At 73.4% G+C, this 26,346-nt stretch carries 22 protein-coding genes and 1 pseudogene; 12 read left to right on the top strand and 11 right to left on the bottom strand.

Annotated features, from left to right (window positions below):
* Window positions 1–38: 38 nt before the first annotated feature.
* A complete protein-coding gene (locus ACLQ27_RS11765; RefSeq protein WP_357498136.1) occupies window positions 39–1,217 on the bottom strand; it encodes a CapA family protein in 1,179 nt (392 codons plus the stop codon).
* Window positions 1,218–1,273: 56 nt separating this feature from the next.
* Window positions 1,274–1,936 carry an adenosylcobinamide amidohydrolase gene (locus ACLQ27_RS11770; RefSeq protein ID WP_357498134.1) on the bottom strand — a complete coding sequence of 221 codons (663 nt, stop codon included), beginning with the start codon at window positions 1,934–1,936 and terminating at the stop codon, window positions 1,274–1,276.
* A gap of 143 nt (window positions 1,937–2,079) precedes the next feature.
* On the opposite strand from ACLQ27_RS11770, the gene ACLQ27_RS11775 reads away from it, so the two are divergent.
* The 9 genes from ACLQ27_RS11775 to ACLQ27_RS11815 all read left to right on the top strand — a co-directional run bounded on the left by ACLQ27_RS11775 (window position 2,080) and on the right by ACLQ27_RS11815 (window position 13,231).
* On the top strand, window positions 2,080–2,757 hold the full coding sequence (locus tag ACLQ27_RS11775; protein ID WP_007466162.1) for a Crp/Fnr family transcriptional regulator: 678 nt from the start codon (window positions 2,080–2,082) through the stop codon (window positions 2,755–2,757).
* 108 nt (window positions 2,758–2,865) lie between these two features.
* Complete coding sequence (locus ACLQ27_RS11780) at window positions 2,866–3,609, top strand: metallophosphoesterase family protein (protein WP_425866716.1); 744 nt, start codon at window positions 2,866–2,868, stop codon at window positions 3,607–3,609.
* A gap of 455 nt (window positions 3,610–4,064) precedes the next feature.
* The gene (locus ACLQ27_RS11785) at window positions 4,065–4,715 is read left to right on the top strand and encodes a TetR/AcrR family transcriptional regulator (protein WP_357574947.1); all 651 of its coding nucleotides are present in this window, start codon (window positions 4,065–4,067) and stop codon (window positions 4,713–4,715) included.
* 37 nt (window positions 4,716–4,752) lie between these two features.
* Entirely contained in the window at window positions 4,753–5,550 is a 798-nt protein-coding gene (locus tag ACLQ27_RS11790; RefSeq protein ID WP_425866718.1) for a TIGR03084 family metal-binding protein, read from the top strand.
* Between the two features lie 56 nt (window positions 5,551–5,606).
* Window positions 5,607–7,223, top strand: coding sequence for an acyclic terpene utilization AtuA family protein (locus tag ACLQ27_RS11795; RefSeq protein ID WP_425866839.1), 1,617 nt, complete (start codon window positions 5,607–5,609; stop codon window positions 7,221–7,223).
* The gene (locus tag ACLQ27_RS11800) at window positions 7,220–8,416 is read left to right on the top strand and encodes an acyl-CoA dehydrogenase family protein (RefSeq protein ID WP_357498126.1); all 1,197 of its coding nucleotides are present in this window, start codon (window positions 7,220–7,222) and stop codon (window positions 8,414–8,416) included. Before ACLQ27_RS11795 ends, ACLQ27_RS11800 begins: the two co-directional genes overlap by 4 nt.
* On the top strand, window positions 8,413–10,014 hold the full coding sequence (locus ACLQ27_RS11805; RefSeq protein WP_425866720.1) for an acyl-CoA carboxylase subunit beta: 1,602 nt from the start codon (window positions 8,413–8,415) through the stop codon (window positions 10,012–10,014). Before ACLQ27_RS11800 ends, ACLQ27_RS11805 begins: the two co-directional genes overlap by 4 nt.
* Before the next feature lie 11 nt (window positions 10,015–10,025).
* On the top strand, window positions 10,026–12,071 hold the full coding sequence (locus ACLQ27_RS11810; RefSeq protein ID WP_357498122.1) for a biotin carboxylase N-terminal domain-containing protein: 2,046 nt from the start codon (window positions 10,026–10,028) through the stop codon (window positions 12,069–12,071).
* Window positions 12,068–13,231: an acyl-CoA dehydrogenase family protein gene (locus ACLQ27_RS11815; RefSeq protein ID WP_425866722.1), complete on the top strand. Its 1,164-nt coding sequence runs from the start codon at window positions 12,068–12,070 to the stop codon at window positions 13,229–13,231. Before ACLQ27_RS11810 ends, ACLQ27_RS11815 begins: the two co-directional genes overlap by 4 nt.
* Before the next feature lie 2 nt (window positions 13,232–13,233).
* On the opposite strand, the gene ACLQ27_RS11820 is transcribed toward ACLQ27_RS11815, so the two are convergent.
* Entirely contained in the window at window positions 13,234–14,388 is a 1,155-nt protein-coding gene (locus ACLQ27_RS11820) for a hypothetical protein (RefSeq protein WP_425866723.1), read from the bottom strand.
* Window positions 14,385–15,326: a transporter substrate-binding domain-containing protein gene (locus ACLQ27_RS11825; protein ID WP_234583280.1), complete on the bottom strand. Its 942-nt coding sequence runs from the start codon at window positions 15,324–15,326 to the stop codon at window positions 14,385–14,387. The genes ACLQ27_RS11820 and ACLQ27_RS11825 overlap by 4 nt, the downstream gene beginning before the upstream one ends.
* A gap of 169 nt (window positions 15,327–15,495) precedes the next feature.
* Between ACLQ27_RS11825 and ACLQ27_RS11830 the strand changes: the two genes are divergently transcribed.
* Window positions 15,496–15,837, top strand: coding sequence for a hypothetical protein (locus tag ACLQ27_RS11830; protein WP_357498114.1), 342 nt, complete (start codon window positions 15,496–15,498; stop codon window positions 15,835–15,837).
* On the opposite strand, the gene ACLQ27_RS11835 is transcribed toward ACLQ27_RS11830, so the two are convergent.
* The 7 genes and pseudogenes from ACLQ27_RS11835 to ACLQ27_RS11865 form a co-directional block, all read right to left on the bottom strand.
* Window positions 15,824–17,353: a serine/threonine-protein kinase gene (locus tag ACLQ27_RS11835; protein WP_425866725.1), complete on the bottom strand. Its 1,530-nt coding sequence runs from the start codon at window positions 17,351–17,353 to the stop codon at window positions 15,824–15,826. The two genes, ACLQ27_RS11830 and ACLQ27_RS11835, sit on opposite strands and share 14 nt — an antisense overlap.
* A 165-nt stretch (window positions 17,354–17,518) precedes the next feature.
* A pseudogene (locus ACLQ27_RS11840) lies at window positions 17,519–17,983 on the bottom strand (hypothetical protein); the annotation flags it as partial.
* Window positions 17,984–18,227: 244 nt separating this feature from the next.
* Window positions 18,228–21,830 carry an adenylate/guanylate cyclase domain-containing protein gene (locus ACLQ27_RS11845; protein ID WP_357498110.1) on the bottom strand — a complete coding sequence of 1,201 codons (3,603 nt, stop codon included), beginning with the start codon at window positions 21,828–21,830 and terminating at the stop codon, window positions 18,228–18,230.
* On the bottom strand, window positions 21,827–22,657 hold the full coding sequence (locus ACLQ27_RS11850) for an MBL fold metallo-hydrolase (protein ID WP_425866726.1): 831 nt from the start codon (window positions 22,655–22,657) through the stop codon (window positions 21,827–21,829). Before ACLQ27_RS11850 ends, ACLQ27_RS11845 begins: the two co-directional genes overlap by 4 nt.
* Before the next feature lie 129 nt (window positions 22,658–22,786).
* Window positions 22,787–23,248, bottom strand: a complete 462-nt coding sequence (locus ACLQ27_RS11855) for a RidA family protein (RefSeq protein WP_007466196.1) — start codon at window positions 23,246–23,248, stop codon at window positions 22,787–22,789.
* Window positions 23,249–23,294: 46 nt separating this feature from the next.
* Window positions 23,295–23,450: a DUF4177 domain-containing protein gene (locus ACLQ27_RS11860; RefSeq protein ID WP_007466198.1), complete on the bottom strand. Its 156-nt coding sequence runs from the start codon at window positions 23,448–23,450 to the stop codon at window positions 23,295–23,297.
* A 43-nt stretch (window positions 23,451–23,493) separates the two neighbouring features.
* A complete protein-coding gene (locus ACLQ27_RS11865) occupies window positions 23,494–23,979 on the bottom strand; it encodes a hypothetical protein (RefSeq protein WP_357498106.1) in 486 nt (161 codons plus the stop codon).
* A 685-nt stretch (window positions 23,980–24,664) separates the two neighbouring features.
* Here ACLQ27_RS11865 and ACLQ27_RS11870 point away from each other — a divergent pair.
* Together ACLQ27_RS11870 and ACLQ27_RS11875 are read left to right on the top strand one after the other, a co-directional pair.
* Window positions 24,665–25,291 (top strand): hypothetical protein, encoded by a 627-nt coding sequence (locus tag ACLQ27_RS11870; RefSeq protein WP_425866840.1) that lies wholly within the window; start codon window positions 24,665–24,667, stop codon window positions 25,289–25,291.
* A gap of 26 nt (window positions 25,292–25,317) precedes the next feature.
* A complete protein-coding gene (locus ACLQ27_RS11875) occupies window positions 25,318–26,295 on the top strand; it encodes an ArsA-related P-loop ATPase (RefSeq protein WP_357498104.1) in 978 nt (325 codons plus the stop codon).
* The last annotated feature ends 51 nt before the right edge of the window (window positions 26,296–26,346 follow it).

The raw sequence follows: 26,346 nt of genomic DNA on the forward strand, positions 1-26,346 counted from the left end.
GGTCAGCCTACGTCGCGCCCCGGACGTTCCTCCTCGGGTCAACCCGCCGTCGGCGCGGTGATCCTGCCCTGCCCGTCGAACCGGGCCCCACCCTTGGGGAAGTCGGCGCGGCTCAGCTCGGTGACCAGGCCCAGGCCGCGGTCGTCCGGGTCCATCGTCGGCTTGCCTGCGGAGTTCATGTACGTCGAGGTGAACGAGCCGCCGGCCCAGCTCCCGTCGGGCTTGAGCGACACCTTCAGCACCCCGCCCCAGCCGAGCCGGCCGGTATTGATCAACGTGTTGCTACCGCCGGCGAAGTTGCCCAGGCTGTACGCGATCAGGCGGCCCTGGTAGAACTCCATGCCGCGCAGCACGTGTGGCCCGTGCCCGACGATCAGGTCCGCGCCTGCGTCGATCATGGCGTGCGAGAACTTGACCGGGTCCCCCCGGTTCTCACCCAGGAAGATCTCGGTGCCCGGCTTCACCCGGGTCTTGTCCGCGCCCTCGCCGCCCATGTGCACCTGCACCACGACCAGGTCGGCCATGGTGGCCGCCTTGGCGACCACCGTCTTGGCCTTGGCGATGTCGACCAGGCTGTTGGACCAGACGTACGACGAGAAACCCACCACGGCCACCTTGACGCCCTTGACGTCGACCACGGTGGTCTCGTCCGGGGCGCCGGTGTGCTTCAGGTCGTACTTCTCCAGCGCCTTCTGCGTATTCTCGTAGCCCTTCGGCCCGTAGTCGTAGCCGTGGTTGTTGGCCTGGTTGAGCACCTCGAAGCCGGCGTCGCGCAGGTGCGCGGCGTACTCCGGCGGGGCCCGGAACTGGTAGCAGCGGGTCGAGTTGGCCCCGCACTTGCCGGTGCCGGTGTCCACCGTCAGCGGCTCCTCCAGGTTGCCCATCACCAGGTCGGCCTTGAGCGCCTGCTTGACCGAGTCGAAGAAGCCCTTGCCGCCGGCGGCGGGCAGCCGGCTCGGCGCGTTGCCCATGATGATGTCGCCGGTCGCGGAGAGCGAGATGGCGCCGCCCCCGCCCGACGCCGAGGCACCGCCGCTGGCCTTGGGGCCGGCCGTGCTCACCGGCGCTCCGGTGCCACCACCACCGGCGCCGGGCTGCCACACCGGGGCCTCCCCGCTGTCGGCACAGCCGGCGACGAGCAGGGCGGCCAGCAGCGCCGCGAGGCCGATGGCGACGCGGCGGAACGGGCGGGACGCGAGGGGGGCGGAAGCGTACATCGTCCGCGACCCTACCGGCCGCTCAACGCGCCGACGAGGGCCGATCGGTCGGAAGTTCAGCCGGTCACCCGGTCCGACCAGGGCACCACCGGCCGGTCCCCGCCCGCGCGTACGGCGGCGTGCACGGCTCGGGCCAGCGGGGCGCCCCAGGTGGAGCGCGGCCCGCCGTACGCGGCCGGGGGGCCGTCCACCGGACAGAGCACGGTGACCGAGTCGGTGGGGGTGCCGGTCCCGGGCAAGCCCAGCTCGACGATCGCCTGGGTCTTCGCCTCGGTGGCGGTGGCGACGGCGTTGACCAGGGCCGAGTCGGCGAGCCGGACCGGCACGTACACCACGATGTTCACCGTGCCCACCCGCTGGGCGAGGGCGGCCGGTTCCGGCGCGGCGGCGGGCACCGGGGTGCCGAGCCCGACCGTCGCCCAGACCCGCACGCCGCTGTCGGTCCGGGCGACCACCTCGGTCACGTCGACGCCGGTCAGCAGGCCCACCCCGGGCCCGTCGAGGGCCAGGTCCGCGGCGAGCGCGGTCAGGTGGGCGGCGGGGTCGTCCCGGTCGTACGACATGGGCACTGTCGCGTTCAGCACCCAGTGCCGGACGCCGACGCCACCGCCGAGCGGGCCGCTGCTGACCGCTCGCAGGGGCCTGTCGGGCCGCCAGACGAGCAGCGGAATGTGCCGCCCGTCTTCGGCGCGGCTGGTCAGGGTCGGGTCGCTCAGCACGTCGGGCAGGTTACGCCCACCGATCAAGATTCCAGGGCCGACCTCTGATTCGTGCTCACATGCGCCTAGACTTGGCGGCGCGCGAGGGGATCAGCGGACGGCGGCCCCGGCCGACGGACGGCACGCGTAACCGGAGGTGCGCGATGGATGAGGTACTGGCCCGCAGCGGGATCTTCCAGGGTGTCGACCCGGAAGCTGCCGAGGCGCTCGCCAAGGAGATGGAGACGATCGAGGTCCGCAAGGGCGAGATCGTCTTCAATGAGGGCGAGCCCGGCGACAGCCTCTATATCCTGCTGTCCGGGAAGATCAAGGTCGGCCGCCGGGCGGCGGACGGCCGGCAGAACCTGATCGCGGTGATGGGGCCGTCGGACATGGTCGGTGAGCTGTCGCTCTTCGACCCGGGTCCGCGTACGGCGACCGCCACCGCGGTGACCGACACCCGGCTGGTGCGGCTGCGCAAGCAGGCACTGCGGCCGTGGCTCAACAACCGCCCGGAGATCGCCGAGCAGCTGCTCCGGGTGCTCGCCCGGCGACTGCGCCGGACCAACGACTCGCTCGCCGACCTGATCTTCACGGACGTGCCGGGCCGGGTCGCGAAGAACCTGCTCCAGATGGCCGGCCGGTTCGGCACGCGCGACGGCGGCGTGCTGCGCGTGACGCACGACCTCACCCAGGAGGAGATCGCCCAGCTCGTCGGCGCCTCCCGGGAGACGGTGAACAAGGCGCTCGCCGACTTCGCCTCGCGCGGCTGGCTGCGGCTGGACGGCAAGAGCATCATCATCCTGGACCCGGAGCGCCTGGCCCGCCGCGCCCGCGTCTGAGCGGTACGTCCCGTCCCCGCCTTCCCTCATCGACGGGAGGCGGGGACGTTTCGTCTGCCCGGCGCAGAAATGCTGGCTCGGGGCGGCCGAAGTGGTGAGGGTGGGGCCATGGTGAACAGAGTTGCGGTGCTCTCCGACATCCACGGCGTACTGCCCGCGCTGGAGGCCGTCCTGGCCGAGCCGGACGTCGCCGCCGCCGACCTCATCGTGCTGACCGGCGACATCGCGTCCGGCCCGCAGCCGGTCGAGGTGCTGGACGTGCTCGCCGACCTGGGTGACCGGGTCTGCTGGGTGGGCGGCAACTGCGAACGTGAGCTGGTTGACGCGCGGGCCGGACGGCCCGCCGCTTTCGAGGTGTCCAACTGGGCGGCCGGGCAGCTCCGCGACGATCAGGTGGCCCGGCTCGCCGCGCTGCCGGCGACCGTGACGGTGGAGATCGACGGCCTCGGGCCGACACTGTTCTGCCACGCAACACCCCGCGACGACGAGGAGGTGGTGCTCGTCGACTCCCGGATGGCGCGCTGGGAGGAGGTGTTCGCGGGCCTGCCCGCCGAGGTCGGGACTGTGGTCTGCGGCCACACCCACATGCCGTTCACCCGGCTGGTCGACCGGCGCCTGGTGGTCAACCCGGGCAGCATCGGCATGCCGTACGGGGGTGCGGGCGCGTGGTGGGCGCTGCTCGGGCCGGGCGTACAGCTGCGCCGCACCGCCTTCGACGTGGACGCGGCCTGCGCCCGGGTGGCGGCGGAGTCGACGTACCCGGACGCCGCCGCCTGGGCCGACGAGTACCTGCGCTCCCAGCACAGCGACGCCGACGCCCTCGCCGTCTTCGGCCCGCGCGACGGCCGCTGACCCCCACCGATCCGACGCCGCACATCCCCTCGACCCCGCACGTTTCCTCGGCCGTGCACGTGTCCTCGACCCCGCACGTCCCCTCAACGCGGCGCATCCCTCGCCGCGCAGATAGCCGCTGATCCGGCGAGTCAGCTGAGGCCCGTGGACCCGCTCTCCTACCTGTCGAGCTGCCCCAGGAGTGGGGCAGACCTGGGCGTCACTGCCGCCCCACTCGTGAGGCAGCTCGACAGGGCACGGGAGGGGCAGATGGCACATCGCCGCCGTCCCACTCGTGGGGCAGCTCGACAGGGCACGGGAAGGGGCAGATGGCGCACCGCCGCCGTCCCACTCGTGGGGCAGCTCGACAGGGCACGGGTAGGGCAGTCGAGGTCGGCTCGACCGGAGCACGGCCGCCGACTCCGCCATAAAAAGTCAGTCTTGACTGTTTGTTTCGGAGGCCGCAGGCTGTTGCCGTGTCCGCCACATCAACGTCCGCCACATCAACGTCCGCCGCATCGACATCTGCCGGCGCGACGCGTGTTCCTCAGCAGGAACGCAGTCGTGCCACCCAGGCCCGCCTGCTGGAGGCGACAGTTGACTGCCTGATCGATCACGGCTGGTCGGGCACCACGACCACAGTCGTGGCGGCGCGGGCCGGTGTCTCACGGGGTGCGCAGCTGCACCACTACCCGACCAAGGCCGCGCTGGTCACGGCCGCCGTCGCTCATCTGGCCGAGCGCCGGGCCAACGAGCTGCGCACCGAGGCCGAGGCGTTGCCGGCCGGCCCGCAGCGGCTCGACCGCGTGATCGACCTGCTCGGGGTGGCCTTCACCGGGCCGCTCTTCGTCGCCGCGCTCGAACTGTGGGTGGCCGCCCGCACCGACCAGGAGCTGCGCGACGCCCTGGTCCCGCTGGAGGCGACGGTCGGCCGGGAGATGCACCGCCTCACCGTCGCCCTGCTCGGGGTCGACGAGCGCCGTCCCGGCGTCCGCGAAGCCGTGCAGGCCACCCTCGACCTGCTGCGCGGGCTCGGGGTGGCCAACCTGCTCAGCGACGACTCGGCCCGCCGCGCCGCCCTGCTCGCCACCTGGAAACGCCAGCTCGCCACCCTCCTCACGCCCTGACCCCGGCCACACCGGCCCAGCACCGACCGGAGGCATCATGGTCGACCTCAGTGACCTGCTCGCGGATCTGGCCGCCGAGTCCGCCGACCTGGACGCGTTGGTGGCGCCCCTGCCGGCGGCCGACTGGGCCCGCCCGACCCCGGCGGCGGGCTGGAGCATCGGGCACCAGATCGCCCACCTCGCCTGGACCGACCACGTGGCCCTGCTGGCCGCCACCGACGCCGACGCCTTCTACGCGACGGTGACGGCCGCGCCGGACCCGAACCGGATGGTCGACGCGGGCGCCGAGGCGTTCCTCGCCCCGCCCGCCGACCTGCTCGCCCGCTGGCGGGCCGGACGGGCGGCGCTCAACGACGCGCTCCTCGCGGTCCCGGCCGGCGAGAAGCTGCCCTGGTACGGCACCCGGATGTCGGCCGCGTCGATGGCGACCGCCCGGATCATGGAGACCTGGGCGCACGGTGAAGACGTGGCCGACGCCCTCGGTGTCGTCCGCCCCGCCACCGACCGCCTCCGGCACGTGGCGCACCTCGGTGTGCGTACTCTCGGGCACGGTTTCGCCGCCCACGGCCGACCGGCACCGGCGGCACCGGTCCGGGTCGAGTTGACCGGACCCGGCGGGGAGACGTGGGCCTGGGGCCCGGCGGACGCCGCCGACCGCCTGAGCGGTCCCCTCCTGGACTTCTGCCTGCTCGTCACCCGCCGCCGCCACCGCGCGGACCTCGCCCTGCTGGCCAGCGGCCCCGTCGCCGACGAGTGGCTCGACGTGGCGCAGGCGTTCGCCGGCCCGCCGGGCACCGGGCGCGAACCGTCGAGCCGACGCGGAGTCACGGCGTGATCCGCATCGGCAACGCTTCCGGTTTCTACGGCGACCGGTTCACGGCCTGGCGGGAGATGCTCGACGGCGGCGAACTGGACGTGCTGACCGGTGACTACCTGGCCGAGCTGACCATGCTGATCCTCGGTCGGGACCGGCTGCGCGACCCCGACCTCGGCTACGCGAAGACGTTCCTGCGTCAGCTGGAGACGTGCCTGGGCACGGCCCTCGACCGGGGGGTGCGGATCGTGACCAACGCCGGCGGGCTGAATCCGGCCGGCCTGGCCGCCGCCATCGAGGCGCTCGCCGGCCGTCTGGGCCTGTCGGCCCAGGTGGGGTACGTCGAGGGCGACGCGCTCCGGCGGCCCGACGCGCTCACCGCGAACGCGTACCTGGGCGCGTTCGGGATCGCCGCCTGCCTCGACGCCGGCGCGGACGTGGTGGTCACCGGCCGGGTCACCGACGCGTCGTTGGTGGTCGGCCCGGCCATCGCCAGGTACGGGTGGGGTCGCGACGATCTCGACGAGCTGGCCGGGGCGACAGTCGCCGGGCACCTCCTGGAGTGCGGCGCCCAGGTCACCGGCGGCAACTTCAGCTTCTTCACCGAACTGCCCGACGGCGGGCACCGCCCCGGCTTCCCGATCGCCGAGGTGCACTCCGACGGCTCATCCGTGGTCACCAAGCATCCCGGCACCGGCGGTGCGGTCACCGTGGAGACAGTCACCGCACAGCTGCTCTACGAGATCGGCGGGCCGGCGTACCTGGGACCGGACGTGGTCACCCGGCTGGACTCCGTGACGCTGCGTCCCGACGGGCCGGACCGGGTCCGGATCTCCGGCGTCCGGGGCACCCCGCCGCCGGCGACGCTCAAGGTCGGCGTCAACAACCTCGGCGGCTTCCGGAACTCGATGACGTTCGTCCTCTGCGGGTTGGACATCGAGGCGAAGGCGGCCCTGGTGCGGGGGCAGATCGAGGAGGCGGTGGGCAAGGACGGGCTGGAGTTCACGCTCGCCCGCACCGACCACCCGGACGCGGCCGACACCGAGGTCGCGAGCGCCCTGCTGCACGTACACCTGCGCGACGGCGACAAGGCACGGGCCGGGCGGGCCTTCTCGGCCGCCGCGGTGGAGCTGGCCCTGGCCTCCTACCCGGGCTGCACGCTGACCACCCTCCCGGGCGACGCGACACCGTACGGCGTCTTCACCGCCGACACCGTGCCGCAGGACGCGGTGGCGCACGTCGCGGTCCGGCCCGGCGGTGAACGGGTGCCGATCGCCCCGCCGGTCCGTACCGCCCCCACGGTGCGGGACGAGACCGTGCCGTGCGGCGGTGCGGCGGTCGACGGTCCGACCCGGCGCGGGGCGCTCGGCGAACTGGTCGGCGCGCGCTCGGGCGACAAGGGCGGTGACGCCAACCTCGGCGTCTGGGCCCGGACCGACGCCGGGTACGCGTGGCTGCGCGCCTGGTTGACAGTCGAGCGGCTGGCCGAGCTGCTGCCGGAGACGGCGTCGCTGTCGGTGCGGCGCTACGAGCTGCCGAACCTGCGGGCGGTCAACTTCGTGATCGAGGGCCTGCTGGGGGCCGGGGTGGCCGCGTCCACCCGGTTCGACCCGCAGGCCAAGGCGCTCGGCGAGCTGCTGCGCGCCCGGATCGTCGACCTGCCCGCCGAGGTGCTGACGGGGGCGGCGCGATGAGCATCGTGGACACCCCCGAACGGCGGCAGCTGCGCGAGCTGACCAGGGCCTTCGTGACCCGGGAGGTGCTGCCGCACCTGGACGACTGGGAGCGGGCCGGCGAGGTCCCCCGGGCCCTGCACGCGACCGCCGCGAAGCTCGGCCTGCTCGGCATCGGCTTTCCCGAGTCGGTGGGCGGCAGCGGCGGTGACCTGCTCGACTCGATCATCGTGACGGAGGAGCTGATCCGCGCTGGCGGCTCGTCCGGCCTGGTGGCGGCCCTGTTCACGCACGGCATCGCATTGCCGCACATGGTCGCCGCGGCCGGCGCCCGCACCGGCGGGTCGCTGGGCGGCCGGCTCGGCGGCACCCCGTCGCCGGCCGACGGCGGCCTGATCGAACGGTACGTCCGGCCCACCCTGGCCGGCACGATGATCGGCGCGTTGGCGATCACCGAGCCGGACGGCGGCTCCGACGTCGCCGGCATCCGTACGACCGCCCGCCGCGACGGCGAGCACTACGTGGTGAACGGGTCGAAGACGTACATCACCAGCGGTCATCGGGCGGACTTCGTGACCACCGCGGTGTGCACCGACTTTCCCGGCAGCGGTGAACTGACCCTGCTCGTCATCGACAAGGGGTCGCCCGGGTTCACGGTGGGGCGCCGACTGGAGAAGCTGGGCTGGCACTGCTCGGACACGGCGGAGCTGTCGTTCGTGGACGTGCGGGTGCCGGTGGCCAACCGGATCGGCGCGGAGAACACCGGCTTCCTGGCGATCATGCAGCACTTCGCCGCCGAGCGACTGTCTCTGGCGACCCAGGCGTACGCGACCGCGCAGCGCTGTGTCGAGCTGGCGGTGCGCTGGTGCCGGGACCGGGAGACCTTCGGGCGTCCGCTGGCCAGCCGGCAGCTGGTCCGGCACCGGCTGGCCGAGATGCACACGCGGGCCGAGGCGGCCCGGTCGTACGTGCACGAGGTGGCCGTCCGTGTGGCGGCCGGCGAGCCGGTGGTGACGGAGGTGGCGATGGCGAAGAACGTCGCGGTGGCCGCCTGCGACCAGGTCGTCGACCAGGCGCTGCAACTGCACGGCGGCTTCGGCTACCTGCGGGACGCCGAGGTGGAGCGGCACTACCGCGACGCCCGGATCCTCGGCATCGGCGGCGGCACCACCGAGATCATGAACGAGATCATCGCGAAGGGCATGGGCCTGTGACCACACTGGACAGCAGGGTGGACCCCGCCGCACCGGGGTACGCCGCGAACCGGACGGCGTTGCTGGAGCGGCTGGCCGAGCTGGACGCCACGCTGGACCAGGCCCGGGCGGGCGGCGGCGAGAAGTACGTGTCCCGGCACCACAAGCGCGGCAAGCTGCTCCCCCGCGAGCGGATCGAGCTGCTGGTGGACGCCGACAGCCCGTTCCTGGAGCTGTCGCCGGTCGCCGCGTACGGCACGGACTTCCCGGTCGGGGCCAGCGTGGTCACCGGCATCGGCGTGGTCGAGGGCGTGGAGTGCCTGATCGTCGCCAACGATCCGACGGTACGCGGCGGCGCGGTCAACCCGTGGTCGCTCGCGAAGACCCGACGGGCCGGTGAGATCGCCCTGGCCAACCGGCTGCCGATGGTGAACCTGGTCGAGTCGGCCGGGGCGGACCTGCCCACCCAGGCGGAGATCTTCATCCCGGGTGGCCGGGTGTTCCGGGACCTGACGCGGCTCTCGGCGGCGGGCATCCCCACGGTCAGCGTGGTCTTCGGCAACGCCACTGCCGGTGGCGCGTACGTGCCGGGGATGTCCGACCACGTGATCATGATCCGGGACCGGTCGCAGGTCTACCTGGCCGGGCCGCCGCTGGTGAAGATGGCGACCGGTGAGGTCACCGACGACGAGTCGCTGGGTGGCGCGGCGATGCACGCCGGCACGTCCGGGCTCGCCGACCACCTGGCCGAGGACGAGCGCGACGGCATCCGGCTGGCCCGGCAGTGCGTCCGCCGGCTCAACTGGCGCAAGCAGGGGCCGTCGCCGCGTACTGCGGTGCCGCAGCCGCCGAAGTACGACCCGGAGGAGCTGCTGGGCATCGTCAGCTCCGATCTGAAGGTGCCGTTCGACCCGCGCGAGGTCCTGGCCCGGATCCTGGACGGCAGCGACTTCGACGAGTTCAAGCCGGCGTACGGGGACGCGCTGGTCACCGGCTGGGGGGAGCTGCACGGGTACCCGGTGGGGGTGCTGGCGAACGCCCGGGGGGTGCTGTTCAGCGCGGAGGCGCAGAAGGCGGCCCAGTTCATCCAGCTCGCGAACGCCTCGGACACCCCGTTGATCTTCCTGCAGAACACCACCGGCTACATGGTCGGCACCGAGTACGAGCAGCGCGGCATCATCAAGCACGGCGCGTTGATGATCAACGCGGTGTCGAACTCGACGGTGCCGCACCTGACGGTGAACCTGGGCGCCTCGTACGGGGCCGGCAACTACGGCATGTGCGGCCGGGCGTACGAGCCGAGGTTCCTGTTCACCTGGCCGAACGCCAAGTCGGCGGTGATGGGCCCGGCGCAGCTCGCCGGCGTGCTGTCGATCGTGGCCCGGCAGGCCGCCGCCGCCCGGGGGCGCGACTACGACGAGGACTCCGACGCGGCGATGCGGATGATGGTCGAGCAGCAGATCGAGTCGCAGTCCGGGGCGCTGTTCCTCTCCGGCCGGCTCTACGACGACGGGGTGATCGACCCGCGGGACACCCGCACCGTTCTCGGTCTCTGCCTCTCGGCGATCCACAACGGACCGGTGAAGGGCGCCGACGGCTTCGGCGTCTTCCGGATGTAGAGAGGCCACTCATGATCAACAGACTGCTCGTGGCCAACCGGGGCGAGATCGCCCGCCGGGTCTTCGCCACCTGCCGCGCGATGGGCGTGCAGACCGTCGCCGTGTACTCCGACGCGGACGCCGACGCGCCGTTCGTCGCCGAGGCCGACCTGGCCGTACGCCTGCCGGGAAGCTCACCGACCGAGACGTACCTGCGGGTGGATCTGATCCTGGACGCGGCCCGCAAGGCCGGCGCGGACGCCGTCCACCCCGGCTACGGCTTCCTCGCCGAGAACGCCGAGTTCGCGGCGGCGGTGACCGACGCGGGGCTGACCTGGATCGGGCCGCCGGCCAAGGTGATCGCCGCGATGGGCGACAAGTTGGCGGCGAAGGCGCTGCTCGCCGAGGCGGGCGTGCCGATGCTGCCGAGCTGGACCGACGCCGACGAGGTCACCGACTTCCCGGTGCTGGTGAAGGCGTCCGCTGGCGGCGGCGGCCGGGGCATGCGGATCGTGCGGTCCGCGGACGAGCTGGCGGAGGCCGTCGCCGGCGCCAGCCGGGAGGCGGCTGCCGCGTTCGGCGACGGCACGGTCTTCATCGAGCGGTACGTCGAGCGTGGTCGGCACGTCGAGGTGCAGATCTTCGGCGACTCGCACGGCACGGTGGCCGCCCTCGGGGTGCGCGAGTGCTCGATCCAGCGCCGACACCAGAAGATCATCGAGGAGGCCCCCGGGGTGCTCCCGGAGGAGTTGCGTCCGGCGCTGCACAAGGCGGCGGTGTCCGCCGGACGTGCCGTCGACTACGTGGGCGCCGGCACTGTGGAGTTCCTGCTGGCTCCGACCGGTGAGTTCTTCTTCCTGGAGATGAACACCCGCTTGCAGGTGGAGCACCCGGTCACCGAGCTGACCGTGCCCGTCGGGCTCGACCTGGTCCGGTGGCAACTGCTCGTCGCCGAGGGCGTGCCGCTGCCGGAGCACCTGCACGAGCCGGGTGTACGCGGCTACGCGATCGAGGTGCGGTTGTGCGCCGAGGACCCGGCGCAGGGCTGGCGGCCCGCGACAGGTGTGCTGCGCCGGTTCGCGGTGCCGGGGGTGGACCGGGAGTTCGGTGGCCTCCAGCACGCCGGCCTGCGGCTGGACTCCGGCGTCGGGACGGGCTCCGAGGTGAGCGTGCACTACGACTCCATGCTCGCCAAGCTGATCGCCTGGGCGCCGACCCGGGCCGAGGCGACCCGCGCACTGGCCGGCGCGCTGACCCGGGCCGAGCTGCACGGGGTGGCCACCAACCGCGATCTGCTGGTCCGGGTGCTGCGCAGCCCGGCGTTCGCGGCCGCGGAGATCGACACCGGTTTCCTGGACCGGCACCCCGAGGTCTTCGCGCCGCTGCTGCCCGCCGATCAGCTTCCGCTGACCGCCCTGGCGGCCGCGCTGGCGGGTGCGGCCCAACGCCGAACGACCGCGCCGGTGCTCGGCAGGCTGCCCTCCGGCTGGCGCAACGTGCCCGCCGTACCGCAGGTCAGCCGCTTCACCGGCCCGGACGGCGAGATTGAGGTCCGCTACCGGCTGGACCGCACCGGCCGACTCGCCGACTGGTCCGCAGCGCCGCCCGGCGACACGGTGGCGTTGGAGGGGAAGCCGCCGACGGTAGCGCTGGCGGAGGTCACCCCGGACCGGGTGGCGCTCGACGTCGACGGCGTTCGGCGCGCGTACCGCGTACACCGGGTGGGGTCGGAGATCTTCGTGGATGGCCCGGACGGGGCGGCGAGCCTCGTCGAGCTGCCGCGCCTCCCGCTGCCCACGGCGGCGGTGGCGGCCGGGTCGCTGCTCGCGCCGCTGCCCGGCGCGGTGACCCGGGTGCACGTCCAGGTCGGCCAGCGGGTCACGGCCGGCGATCCACTGCTCACGCTGGAAGCGATGAAGCTGGAACATCAGGTGCTGGCCCCGACCGACGGGGTGGTCATCGAACTCCCGGTGCCGGCCGGCGCTCAGGTGCGCACCGGCACCGTCCTGGCCGTCATCGACGGCTCCCCCGCAAGCGACGACCCGACGCCGTCGAACCCCGAGGAGGACCCCCGATGACCTTCGACCTCACCCCCGAGCAGGACCAGCTCCGCGACGCCGTGCGGGCGCTGGGCCGCCGGTACGGCCACGGCTACTTCGTCGAGAAGGCGAAGGCCGGTGAGCACACCACCGAGTTGTGGGCCGAGGCGGGACGGCTCGGCTATCTGGGGGTCAACATCCCCACCGAGTACGGCGGCGGGGGCGGCGGCATCACCGAGCTGGCCATCGTCTGCGAGGAACTGGCGGCGGCGGGGTGCCCGCTGCTGCTACTGGTGGTCTCCCCCGCCATCGCGGCGACGGTGCTCGCCCGGCACGGCACCGAGGAGCAGCGCAAACGGCACCTGCCCGGCCTCGCGGACGGCTCGGCGAAGATCGTCTTCGCGATCACCGAGCCGGAGGCCGGTTCCAACTTCCACCGGCTCGGCACGGTGGCCCGCCGCGACGGCGACGACTGGCTGCTCAACGGCCGCAAGTGCTACATCTCCGGGGTCGACGAGGCCGGGCACGTCCTGGTGGTGGCCCGGACCGAGGACTCCTCCACCGGCAAGCTCAAGCCCGCGCTGTTCCTGGTGCCTACCGACGCGGCGGGGCTGACCCGGTCCAAGCTGGACATGGAGATCGTCTCTCCGGAGAACCAGTTCCTGCTCTACCTCGACGACGTGCGGGTGCCCGCCGACGCGCTGGTCGGCGAATCCCTGGACGCCGGGCTGCCGGCGCTCTTCGCCGGGCTCAACCCGGAGCGGATCACGGTGGCCGCGATGGGCGCCGGCACCGGTCGGTACGCCATCGAGCGGGCCAGCGAGTACACCGCCACCCGCAAGGTGTGGGGTGGCCGGAGCATCGGCTCGCACCAGGGGGTGGCGCATCCGCTCGCCCACGCGGCGGTGCAGGTGGAGCTGGCCCGCCTGATGATCCAGAAGGCGGCCACCCTGTACGACGCCGGCCGCGACCTGGAGGCCGGGGTGGCCGGCAACATGGCCAAGTACGCGGCCGGGGAGGCCGCCGCCCTCGCCGTGGACACCGCAGTGCAGGCCCTCGGCGGGGCGGGCATGACCACGGAATACGGGGTGGCCACCCTGCTCGGCGCGGTCCGGGCCGGGCGGATCGCCCCGGTCAGCCGCGAGATGATCCTGAACTTCGTCGCCCAGCACGTCCTCGGCCAGGACAAGTCCTACTGACCTCAGCCGGGGGCGCGGCAGGCCGCGTCGATGCGGTGCACCGGGCGGACGCGGCGGCCCAACCCCTCCAGCAGCGAGTCCTCGATGTGGAAGTCGTGGATCCGCAGCCGGTGCCGGGGCAACTCCTCCTCGCTCGGGCAGAGCACCTGCGCGCGGACGAGGTCTACCGGCACGTACCGGACTCCGCCCCGTTCCTGCAGGATCACCATGTTGACGTCGTCGGTGGTCACCACGTGCCCCCGGACGTCCTCGGTCGGGCCGTTCTCGACGCCCACGGTGGTGACGGTGAGCGGGAGCACCGGTGTGCTGATCACCGGCAGCGCGGCCCAGACCAGCATGGCCAGCACCGCCACCTCGGTCAGCGACGCCAGCGGCCGGATCACCATGCCGGGCAGCGGCCCGGCGATGAACAGCGCCAACACCGGCGGCACCACGAGAAGTGCGAGCACCAGCAGCTCGCGCTGCCCGGCCGCGTCGCGCAGCGTCGGCAGCAGCAGCCAGCCGTACCCGGCGAGCAGCGCGACGATCGCCGCCAACCGGGGTACGACCCACTCGTGCAGCCGGTCCGGACGAAGCTGGAAGGCGGCAGCGAACGCCGGCAGCAGCAGCGGCAGGTAGAGCAGCGGCCAGGTGAGCAGGGCGAGCAGGAAGCTCGCCACCACGACCCAGGCCGGGGTGAGGTCCGCCCAGCGGGCGAAGAGCGGGCGGCGGCGGGTGCCCGGCGGCAGTCGGTCCACGCTCACGGCCAGCACCGCGCCGAGCGCGAAGACGGCGACCAGTCCGGTGGAGAGCAGCCGGGCCGCGGTGGTCAGGAACCCGGCGAGCAGGTTGACCGGCCCGACGTTGGCGACCAGCAGCAGCGTGGTCTGCAGCTCCCCACCCGCCTCGACGCCGAGCCGGAGCACCGAGAAGATCGCCGGTACGCCCACGACCGCCGTCCAGAACGACTGGCTGGCCCGCGCCCGCCGCTCCGCCGGATCCCACCGCACCGGCACCTGCTCGACGTCGGCGACCGGCACTGCGGGTTCGGCCCGCGGCACACCGGCCGGCCACCCGCCGGGGTCCACCTCGACGTGGTCGGTCGGCACGGCGGGCCGGGGCGGCGGCACCAAGCCGCCGGCGCTCGCGTCACCGGTGGTGGTCGGCACCGTGCTCACCGCCGGGGCGCCTTGTCGTCGAAGTCGACAAGCTTCGGTACCTCCAGTGGCTGCGGCTGAGTCTTCTCGACGCGCAGCCACGGGCCCAGGGTCCGGTTGTACGCCGTCAGCCACGGGCTGGCCTGCCCGTTGCGGCCCTGCTGGTAGCTCTTTTGGAGGAAAAAGGCGACCAGGTCACGCAGCGCCGGATCGCCGATCGGCACGCCGATGCCCAACAGCTCGCTCGTGCCGAAGGGCAGGTCGACGATCTCGAACTCCTTGGGGTACGTGGCCAGGAAGCCCGCGAGGATCGTCTCGTCCGAGCTGACCACGTCGTACCGGCCGGCGCGGATGCCTGTCACGCAGTCCCAGACGTCCTTCACCACAAGCGCCTTGACCTGGCGCTTCTCCAGCTCGGCCTCGGTGGTGGAGCCGCCGGTGGTGCAGACCTTGTATGCCGGGTCGCGCAGGTCCTCGATGGTGCGGATCCTGTCCTTGAGCCGGACCGGCACCAACACCTCCTGCGTGGTGACGAAGTACGGCCCGGCGAAGCTGACCAGCTTCTTGCGCTCCTCGGTCATCGAGAAGCTGGAGATCACCAGGTCGACGGTGCCGCCCTGCAGGTACGGGATCCGGTCCTCGGTGGCCGCCGACACGAACTCCAACTGCTGCTCGCCCTGGTAACCGAGGGACGCGGCGATGTACCTGCCGATCTCGACGTCGAAGCCGACGTGCTGGCCGTTGCGGAGGTCGCCCATCAACGGCTCGTTGGTGGCGACGCCGATACGCAGCTTCGACTGCCCGTAGATGTGCGACTCGCGCAACTTCTCCTGCACCGACGGCAGGTCCGGTTCCTTGCGGCTCTCGCAGCCGGCGGCGGCGGAGAGGGTGAGGGTCAGGGCGACCGCCAGTGTCGACGCGACCGAGCGGAGCCGGGACTGGGAACTGCGTACGTTCATGGGCGACCTCGCTGACGGAGCAGCCTGCGGAACACCGAGAGTAGCGAGACGAGTCCACTGCGTGTGCACGCCGACCGGTCAGGTCGGATGGTCCGTTCGATCAACACTGATCGGCGCGGCGGATCGCCTCTCCGGTTGACAGCGGGCCAGGCCGCGACATGCTGGAGGGGTGAGTCGACTGTCCAGGATCGATGCGCGGATGGTGGCGGCGGTCGCGGCGCCGGGTGCCGTCGCGCTGCTGGCCCTGCTGGTCGTTCTGCGCCGGCAGGACCTTCTCGGCGTGGTTCTCGCACTGCTCTGCGTGCTGCTGGCCATGGTCGCCGCGGTCGCCGTGTCCGCCGTCCGCCAGCGCGCCGAACCGGAGCCGGCGGACCAGCCACACGCCACCGCACCGCCGGAGTTGATGCCGTACGGGATCGACGCCGACACGCTCGACGCCCTGGACAGCCGGGACGCGTTGCGTGCGGTGCGTGACCGGGGACGGGCGCGCGGCGGGTTCAGCGACCGGTGAGCGTGGGCGCGGTGAGCGCGTCGACGCCCCGCCCCGCCAGGCACCGGTAGACCCGGTCGACGTTGCCGTCCACCGGCGGCAACACCTCCAGGTGCCAGCCGACCGGCTCGGCGATCTCCGTGGTCAGTCGGAACGTCGTGGCGCTGCACACCTGTCGTACCGGCTCGGCGGCGATCACCTCGTCGTAGGCCGCGCCGACGAGTGGCACCGGCAGGATGCCCTCGGCGTACGTCTCCCAGGTGTGCCGGCCGTCGCACGGGACGCGGGCCGCCTCGGCGCGGGCACCGCGGATGCGCACCGGACCGAAGCACTCCAGCTCGGGCAGGCAACGGGCGCCGCTGGGCAGCGCGGTCGGCGCCCCGGCACCTGACGCGCAGCCGGGCAGCGGCCCGGTCGCCGGTGCCGCGACCTGGGTCACCGAGGGGGACGGGCCGGGCGGCGGGCCACCGCTCGCCAGCCAGGCCCCGGTGGTGGCCGAGGCGGCGAGCGCCAGCACCCCGGCGCCGCCGAGGAACCAGCGTCGTCGCCACCGCCGGCCGCCGGGAACGCTGGGGCGGGAGTCCTCGACCGGCGGCCGGGGCGCTGGCTGGCCGGTGCCGTACAGGCCGGACCGGCTCGGGCCACCACTGACCGGGGCTCCGCTGATCGGTGAGCCGCTGGTCGGGACGCCGCTCACCGGGGCGGACGGTGAGCCGAACGGCAGGTTGGCGAGCAGGTCGTGCAGTTCGAGGGCGGACGGCCGCTCGGCCGGGTCGTTGGCCATGCCGAGACGCAGCACGTCGATGAGCTCGTCCGGTACGCCCGGGAGGCCGGGAAGCGGCTGGTTGAACATCTCCAGCACGGTGACCAGGCTGGGGTTGCGCTCGGACTGCCAGCGGGGCGGCCGGCCGTGCATCACCGCGTAGAGGGTGGCGCAGAGCGCGTACACGTCGACGGCAGGCGACGGTGGGCTGTGGCTGAACATCTCCGGCGGCGCGTACGCCGGGGTGAGCACCTCCAGGGTGACCGAGGCGTCGCGCGCCTCGGCCAGCACGGCCAGCCCGAAGTCGGCGAGCACCGCCGAGTTGAAGTGCGAGTAGAGGATGTTCGCGGGCTTCACGTCCCGGTGCAGCACCCCGGCTCCGTGTGAGTGCGCCAACGCATCCGCGATCTTGATGCCGAGATCGCGGGCCTCCACCGGGCCGAGCGGCGAGCTGCGCATCCGCTCGGCGTACGACCCGTCACAGAGTTCCATGATCAGGTAGGGGTGCTGGTCGACGGTGACGCCCACGTCGAAGAGGTCCACCACGTGCGGGTGCGACGACATCCGCCCGGCGGCACGCGCCTCGCGCAGGAAACGGGCCTGATCGCGTTCGCTGTCCAGCGTGCGGTTCTCGACCTTGACGGCGACCTCTCGACCGACCGAGATCTGGGTGGCCTGGTAGACGGTGGCGTAGCCGCCTCGGGCAAAGACCCGCAAATCAGTCAGACCGGGCACGATCGGCACCGGCAAGCCGCCGGTCGGGGTGTCGGTCACCGCTCGAAAATACCCAACCCGGCCGGCGGCTCAGCGCGCCGCGTCCGCCGGAGCGGCACCGGCCGCGCCGGGCGCCTCTCCGGTGCCTTCCGGCGCGTCGGCATCGGCCGACGTGGAGGCGGCGGGCGCAGCGGGCGCGGAGGCGGGAGCGGGAGCAGGCGGAGCGGACGCCGCGGCGGGAGACGCGGCGGGAGTGGGAGACACGGCAGCGGTGTCGACGGCGGCCGGCGTGCCCCGACGGGCGTCCATCCGCAGTCCGATCGCCGTGGCAACCGCGCCCAACCCCTCCCACGCGGCCACGCCGAAGAACCGGTCGGGGGCGATGTCGGCCAGCACGGCGATGCTGAACACGGTGAAGGTCACCAGCCGGAAGACCACCGTGAAACGGTAGAACGCCCGCCACTCGGTGACCGTCGCGAGCAGGTAGTAGACGCCCATGTTGAACGACGCCATCGAGGACGCCAGCAGGAACGTGCCGGTGTAGTCGCCAGCGCCACGAGTCGCCGGCACCTCGAACCCGAGCAGACGCAGCTGCGCCTCCGGCCACAGCAACCCGACCGCGCCCATCACCAGCGCCAGTACGCCGAAGACCGCGATGGTCCAGCCCGCGACGGAACGCGGCAGCTTCATGATGGCCTCCCCAGGCACGGCGACGGTCGCCACTGTGGACCACCGCACGGTGGTGACACGCTAGCCCCTCGCCCCGACCACCACATCCCCAGAACCGCCAAAACCGCCCCACCCCACCCCTTGCGGCCCCACCCTCACCGCACGGTGATCATGAAGTTGTTGCCACCAACGCCGGCGTGTCGGCGCAACAACTTCATGATCAACCGCGGGAGGCCCGGGTAGGGGCCGGGTGGGTGGAGTGGGGTTAGGGGAGGGTCAGGCGGGCTTGTAGGGACTTTGCGGCTGCTCGTTCGCTGCGTTGTTCGGTGGCGTACGCGAGGCGGACCGCCTCGTCGGCGCAGGACCGGGCCTCCGCCGAGTGGCCGCAGGCCGCCAGCGCCTCGGCGAGCACGCTCGCCGCGATCACCTGACTGCGTACGTCCTCGGCGGGCGCGGTGACCGCCCGTCTCGCCCAGTCCAGCGCCTGCTCCCGCTGACCGTGCGCGAGCAGCGCCGACGCGTACCGGGCCATGGTCTGGCGGCGGGAGAAGAGCAGCGAGGGCGCGTTGGCGGCGGCCGTCGCCACCGGGGCGAGCAGCCCGACCGCGGTCGCCGGGTCACCGGCGGCCAGCCGGGCGGTGGCCAGCAGCACCCGGGGCGCGACCTGCGCGGGCGCCTGCGGGTTGTGCGGTTCGACGGCCGTCAGCACCGCCCGGGCGGCCTGCTCGGCGGTCTCGTGGTCGCCCATGTCCAGCGCCACGAAGCCGCGCAGCGTGCCCGCCATTCCGGTGAGCAGCGGGTGCGAGGTCTGGTCGGCGTACACCAGGGCGTCGGTGAGCAGGTCGGCCGCGTGCTCCGGCTCGCCCAGTCCACGAGCGACGACGGCCCGGACGACGAGCGCGAACCCGCGACCCCAGTCGTCGGACGCGGCGGCGAATTCGCGGTACGCCCGGCGGGCCTCCCGGTCGGCCTCGGCCAGGTCGCCCAACTCGGCGGTGGCGAACGCGGCGACCGCGCGCAGCGTGCCCACCGCCCACGCCTCGCCGACCCGCTCGCCGAAGGGCAGGAAGACCTGCGCCATCCGGCACGCCTCCCGCAGCCGACCGGCGAGCAGCCGGGCGAACGCGGTGGTGCCCCGCAGCCAGGCCCGCCCGTACGGGTCCTTCAGCTCGGCGAAGAGCCGCGCGGCCCGGCCGAGGACGGCATCGGTGCCGGCGAAGTCACCCCGGGTCGTGGTCACCCAGGCCAGGTTCTGCAGCGACCAGGCCTGCCCACGCCGGTCCTGCGCGCCGAGGCTGACCTGGTACGCGGCGGCCAACCGGCTGCTCGCCTGGCTGAGCCGGCCGGCCACGAAGTCGCCCATGCCGAGCCGACGCATGGCGGACGCGCGCAGCGTGGGCAGCCCGCCGGCCGTGGCCACCTGCAACGCCTCCTGCCAGGCGGCCTCCGCCCGACCCTGGTCGCCGAGGGTCTGCTGGGCCTGCCCGGCGAGCAGCAGGGCGCTGGCACGGGTGGCTTCGTCCCCCGCGTTCGCGGCGATCTTCTCGGCGAAGGCGAGCGCGTCGGCGACCCGGCCGATCTGCAGCAGCGCACGGGCGTGCACCACCCGGTCGATCGCCGGTATCCCGTCGCGGGCCAGTTCGCTGGCGCGTTCGGCGTACTCGACGGCGAGCGCGGGCTCCCCGGCGGACAGCGACCGGCGGGCGGCCCGGCCGAGCGCGGCGATCCCGAGCGGGACCACGGCGCGGGCCGGCGCGTCCGGTCGCAGTTTCACCGCGTCGGCGAGCGTGGCGGCCCGCTGGACGTGCACGGCGACGAAGTCGTCGCGTGCCTCTTCGGTGAACCCGCCCACCGCACCGGCCGTGGCCCCGTCGACGGGCGCCGCCCAGCGGGCCAGCGCGGCGTGCCGCTCGGCCAGTTCCGCCTTGCTCACCCCGGCGTACGCGGCCTCCCGCATGAGCGGGGTGGCGAACGCGTAGCCGGCTCGGGTGCGGTGCAGCATGCGGCGTTGCAGCAGCTCCTCGACGGCCCGGTCGAACTCCACGGCGACCACCGCCGAGGGCCTCCCGTCGCGGCCGGCCCGCTGCTCGCGCAGCGCCTCCAGCGCGCCGGTCGGCACTGTGTCACCGACCACCGCCGCGTCCCGCAGGACGGAACGGGCGTCCGGTGGCAGCGCGTCGATGCGGGCGGCGAGGACTGCCGCGAGGTCCCGGGAGAGCAGCCGGCTGCCCAGCGAACCGGGCACGAGGCGCCAGCCGGCCGGCGTGGCCGGGTCACCGTCACCGGACGCCTGCCGCTCCGCGGTCAGCGCGCCGCGTTCGATCAGCAGGGTGACCAGCTCCGCCAGGTAGAACGGGTTGCCCTGGGCGGTGGCGAGCAGCCGGTCGGCGTCGGCCGGTGGCAGCTTCCCTCCGCCGAGGTAGCTGGTGAGCAGCCGGGCGGCGTCGGCGCCGCGCAGCGGCGGCAGGGAGTGCACCTCGGCGTCCGCGACGCGGGTCAGCGCGCCGGCGGTACGGACCAGCTCGGGGCGGCCGAGCAGCAGCACGAGCACCGGACCGGTGAGTCGGGAGAGCGCCAACCCGAGAGCGCGGATGGTCTCGGGGGTGGCGTCGTGCAGGTCGTCCACCACGATGACCAGGGGCGCCTCCGAGGCGAGCCCGCTGAGCAGGTCGGCGACCGCGTTCGGCACCGCCTCGGCATCGGCGGGCGAGGCGGTGGAGCTGCCCCACTCGCCGTTGTCGGCACCGCCGTGCGCGGGCAGTTCGGCGTAACCGAGCAGGGCGAGCAGCTGGTCGGTGGCGATCGGGGGCGACTCGCCGCCGGAGCGGGCGAGCCGCTGACCGAGCCGGCGCAGCCGCTCCTCCACAGCCGGCCGGGTCAGCGCGGTTGCCGCATCACTGGGCAGACCGACCGCGGCGCGGACCAGGTCTGCCAACGGCGCGAGCCTGCGTCGCTCACCGAAGGCGGCGCAACGCACCGAGAGCACCCGGGCGCCGGTGTGCGCGGCGTACCGGCCGGCGCCCACGTCGTACCCGGCGGCGAGACGCTCGACCTCGGCGGCGAACCGGGACTTGCCGATGCCCGCCTCGGCGGTCATCAGCAGCACCCGCGGGTCGCCTTGGTCGATCACCTCGGCGAGTCGGCCGGCGACCCGACCGATCTCGGTCTCCCGGCCCACGTAGGGCGCCTCGTCGCCGAGACCCGACCGGGTGCCCGGCGCGTCCAGCAGGCCCAGCAGCTCGTACGCCTCGACCGGCTCGCGCTTGCCCTTGAGCCGGAGCGGGCGCAGCGCCCGCCAGGAGGCGACGTGCCGGGTCGCTGCGGCGGTCCGCCCGCCGGCGTAGACCGCGCCGACAGCGGCGGCGTCGGCCAACCGGGCGGCGGTGTTCACCGTGTCGCCGATGACCGTGTATTCGATGGCCGCCTGGATGCCGGCGATGACGTCGCCGGTGTTCAGGCCGACCCGCAGGCCGAGCGGTGCGCCGCCGCCGCGCTCGTCGTCGAGCACCCGGCGGACGGCCCGCTGCATGGACAGGGCGGCCCGCATGGCCCGCTCGGCGTCGTCCTCGTGCGCCACCGGCGCCCCGAAGACCGCCATGATCCCGTCGCCGGTCAGCTTGTCGACGTGCCCGCCGAACGTCTTCACCGCCCCCGCGAGGGAGGCGAGCACCCGGTCGGTGACCGCGCCGACCCGTTCCGGGTCGAGGTCCTCCGACCAGGACGTGAATTCCGAGAGGTCACCGAAGAGCACGGTGACGACCCGACGCTCGGCCGCCGGCAACGTGGCGGCGGCCGGCAGCGCGGCACCGCAGTTGTGGCAGAACCGTGCGCCGGGGACAGCGACAGTTCCGCACACCGGGCAGGTCACATGTGCTCCAACCCACTGACCCCAGGCGCAGATTCCCCGGTGTCGACGCCCAGATACTCCAACTGGGCACGGACCGACCATTCCGCAGCCCACCAGAGCGAGCGGTCCACGTCGGCGTAGACCGCCGCGACCACGTCCGCGGGTGTCCGCGCGCCGGCGGCGACCGCCGCGCGGACCTGGTCGAGCCGGGCCCGGCGGTGGGCAAGATAGAAGGTGGCTGCGGCAGCGCAGTCGGCCAGCGCCGGGCCGTGCCCGGGCAGCGCCGGGATTCCGGCGTACGCGGACAGCAGCTCCAGGCTGCTCAGATAGTCGCCGAGGTGCCCGTCGGGATGGGCCACCACTGTGGTGCCGCGGCCGAGGATGGTGTCACCGGTGAGCACCGCGCGTTCGTCGCCGTGCTCGACCAGGAAGCAGACCGAGTCGGCGGTGTGCCCCGGGGTGGCCAGCAGCCGGATGCCCAGGCCGAAGCCGCCCAGGTGCGCGTCGGTCAGGGGCGTGCCGCCGATGGCGTGCGCCGGGTCGACGGCGAGGACGTGCACCCCGCCGAGCAGTTCGCTGAGCCGGGCGGCGCCCTCGGTGTGGTCGGGGTGGCCGTGCGTGATCAGGATCAGCCCGATCGGGCCGTGTGCGGCGATCGCCGCCAGGTGTCCCTCGTCGGCCGGCCCGGGGTCGACGACCACCGCCGGGTCACCCGGTGCCGCGCGCAGCAGCCAGGTGTTGGTGCCGTCGAGGGTCATCGGGCCGGGGTTCGGCGCGCGCAGCAGTGTCACCCAGCTCGGCAGCCTGTCGGCCAGCGCCGCAGTCGCCCCCGTCACGTGCCCGCTCATGGCTGCGATCGTACGACCCTGCCCGCCACGTCCCGCGATCATGCACGTCCGGCCCCTGATTCGTCCCTGTTCAGGGCTTTCCTCCGGGCCAGCGGCGCATGATCGCGGGACGGTGGCGGTGCGGTCAGGTCAGGCGACCTCGACGATCAGTTCGATCTCCACCGGGGCGTCCAGGGGCAGCTCGGCCACCCCGACGGCGCTGCGGGCGTGGCGACCGGCCTCGCCGAAGACGGTGCCGAACAGGTCGGAGGCGCCGTTGATCACGGCGGGCTGACCGATGAAGCCGGGGGCCGACGCCACGAACCCGGTCAGCTTGACCACCTTGACCACGTTCTCCAGGCCGACCAACGAGTCGACGGCGGCCAGCGCGTTGAGCGCGCACCGCTGGGCCAGGTCCTTCGCCTGCTCGGCGGAGATGCCGGCGCCGACCTTGCCGGTCGCCAGCAGCTTGCCCTCGGCGATCGGCAGCTGGCCGGAGACGTACACGTGCTGCCCGGACTGCACTGCCGGCACGTAGCTGGCCACCGGCGGCACCACGTCGGGCAGTTCGAGGCCCAGCTCGGCGAGCTTCGCGTGGGGACCGTTGCTCATCGCGTCACCCCGTGGCCCGCGACCGCGGTGCCGCGCCGCGCCGCGCTCACGCCTTGGGCCGCTTCAGGTACGCCACCAGCTGGTCGGGGTTGGGGCCGGGGACCACGGCGACGAGTTCCCACCCGTCCTCACCCCAGTTGTCGAGGATCTGCTTGGTCGCGTGGACCAGCAGAGGGACCGTGGAGTATTCCCACTTCTGCATCGCTGGAGGGCTCCCTCGTGGTGCGGACTTCGTCGGGCACAGCCTACGGTCCGCTGGCCGGACGAGGCGCGGGACGCTGCTCCGGCGCGGTCGGCAGCTCTCCACAGGGGCCCTCGTGCTCGTACCCCTGGGGGCAGCGCGACCGGTCGGGCAGCAGCAGGTCGCAGAAAACCCGGTGGCGGTTGTTCTGGTCGTCGGCGTTGGACACGGTGGTCTCGCCGGCGTCCAGCTCCGGCAGGAAGCCCAGCGACTCCGCGACGCGACCGGCCAGCACGGTCGCCGAGGCCAGGTCGGGCACCCGGATCGGCAGGTGGATGACGAACCCGGGCTCGTCGTCGTCCCGCAGCCGCTCGACGGGCTGGCTCGACATCCGGATCACTTCCGGGGGCTCCGGAACCCGACGGTACGACCGCTCGTTGATGGGCAGGCTGCCCAACGGCCCGCCGGCCACCTCGCCCACGGATGCGGGCCGGCGTTGCCGTTCGTTCGTCGGGAACTGGGTGCGAGGGATGTTGTCCGCGTCGCGCATGAACTGCCTCCGGTCGTACCTCTCGGACCACGCTTCCGGCCCGGACCATTCATCCGTTCCGGCCCCCCCGCCCGGACGAAGGTAGGTCTCCGGCGGCGGTCCCGCCAACAGGACGCGCACGATCAGTCACCGAGAGTCACATATGTGACAGATGTCGGGCAGGAATCCCGACTGCGAGTGATCTCACGGTCTGCGTGATGCACGCCATGCCCACACACCGCGCGATAGGGGCGACACCGAACCGTCGGCTGGCCGCTACCCTTCCGGTCGGACGGTCGCACAGCGCCCGGCCGCCCGCTCGATCTCGCTCGGCGCCAGGGGTGGCGGCCGGGCGCCGCACCCCCGGGGGAACGAGATGACCCAACCGCCCAGCGGCGACCAGGCCGGCCCGCGCGCTCTTCCGTCGGCGACCCCGGATTCCACCGGTCAACCCGAGAAGACGGCCATCCCCGCACAGCCCGACCCGACGGCTTCCGGCCAGCCGGATCCGACGTCCGCCGGCCAGCCGATCCCCGGGCAACCCGACCCGCGCACCCCCGTGGGCGAGCCCGAAGCGGCGACAGTCACTTCACCCGGCCCGGTCGCCCAGCCCGCACTTCCCGCCCCGGCCGCCCCTTCCGGCTCGGCGGTCCCGTCCGGCCCGTCCGCCCAGCCAGGCCAGCTCGCCCTTCCGGGGCAGCCCGCTCTGCCCGGGCAGCCCGCGCCGGGGGGATTCCACGCGCAGCCGGGCGTGCCGACCCAGCCCGGCCCGCCCGCTGGCCTTCCGCAGACCGATGTTCCGACCGGCACGCCGCAGTCTCCCGGCGCCCCGGGCGCGTTCCCGCCGCCCCCGCCCGGCTACCCGCCGTACCAGGGCACTGCCGAGCCGAAGAAGAAGCGCGGTCTGCTGATCGCGGCAATCGCGCTGGTCGTGATCATGGTGCTCTGCGTGGGCGGCGGCGTCGTGGCGTTCCTGACCCTGCGCAACGCCGAGTCCGGCGAGGGCGCGAAGGAGCCGGCGGTCGCCGTCGACGAGTTCCTCACGGCCGTGTACAAGGACCGGGACGCGACCAAGGCCGCCAAGCACGTCTGCGCCGCCTCCCGGGACGACAAGAAGATCGCGGCGAAGGTGGCCGAGGTGCAGAAGTACGCGTCCGAGTACCAGAACCCCCGGTTCAAGTGGGCCACCCCGAAGGTCGACAACCAGACCGGCGACCGGGCCACCGTCTCCACCCGCATCACCATGACCACCGCCGACGAGAAGGTGGCCGACCAGGACCTGCGCTTCACTGTGGTGCAGAAGACGGGTTGGTGGGTCTGCGAGGTCGCCTGACCGGCGAGCCTGGATAGGCTCGACGGGTGCGTGCAGCTGAGCGGCCGTCCGACCCGGCCGGTACCGGATGGTCGGCCCGCCTCCACGTGGTGACCGGCAAGGGCGGCACCGGCAAGACCAGCGTGGCCGCGGCGCTGGCCCTGGCGCTGGCCGCCGGTGGCCGGCGCACCCTGCTGGTGGAGGTGGAGGGCCGGCAGGGCATCGCCCAGCTCTTCGGCATCGACCCGCTGCCGTACGAGGAGCGTCGCCTCGCCGACGCGCCGGACGGCGGTGAGGTGCGCGCGCTCGCGGTGGACGCCGAGGAGGCGTTGCTCGAATACCTGGACATGTTCTACAAGCTGGGCGCCGCGGGCCGGGCCCTGCGCAAGCTCGGCGCCATCGACTTCGCCACGACCATCGCCCCGGGCCTGCGTGACGTGCTGCTCACCGGCAAGGTGAAGGAGGCCACCACCCGCACCACGGGGCAGCGACGCGCGTACGACGCGGTAGTGCTGGACGCGCCGCCCACCGGTCGGATCGGCCGCTTCCTCAACGTCACTGCGGAGACGGCGCGGCTCGCCAAGGTCGGCCCGATCAAGACCCAGAGCGAGGGGGTGTCCGCGCTGCTGCGCTCCCCGATGACCGCCGTCCACGTGGTCACGCTGCTGGAGGAGATGCCGGTGCAGGAGACGGTGGACGCCATCGCCGACCTGACCGCGCTCGGCTTCGGCATCGGGAAGGTGATCGTCAACGGCGCCCGGCCTCCACTGCCGGCCGGCCCGGCGGTCACCGCCGCGGAACTCCGGCGCGGTCTGGTCGCCGCCGGGCTGCCTGCCGATCAGGACATCGTGGCCGGGTTGCACGACGAGGCGCGAGACCAGCTCATCCGGCGCGAACTGGAGGATTCGCTGCGCGCCGACCTGGTGGAGTTGGGGCTGCCGATGATCGAGCTGCCGTTGCTGCCCGACGGGGTGGACCGGGCGGGCCTCACGGCACTGGCCCGTGCCCTCGTCAGCGCCGATTGACTCACACCTGAGCTCAGCACGGGCGCATGGACCGACGCGGCCCGATACGCT

The sequence above is a fragment of the Micromonospora sp. DT63 genome (assembly GCF_049841615.1).
Taxonomy (GTDB): Bacteria; Actinomycetota; Actinomycetes; order Mycobacteriales; family Micromonosporaceae; genus Micromonospora.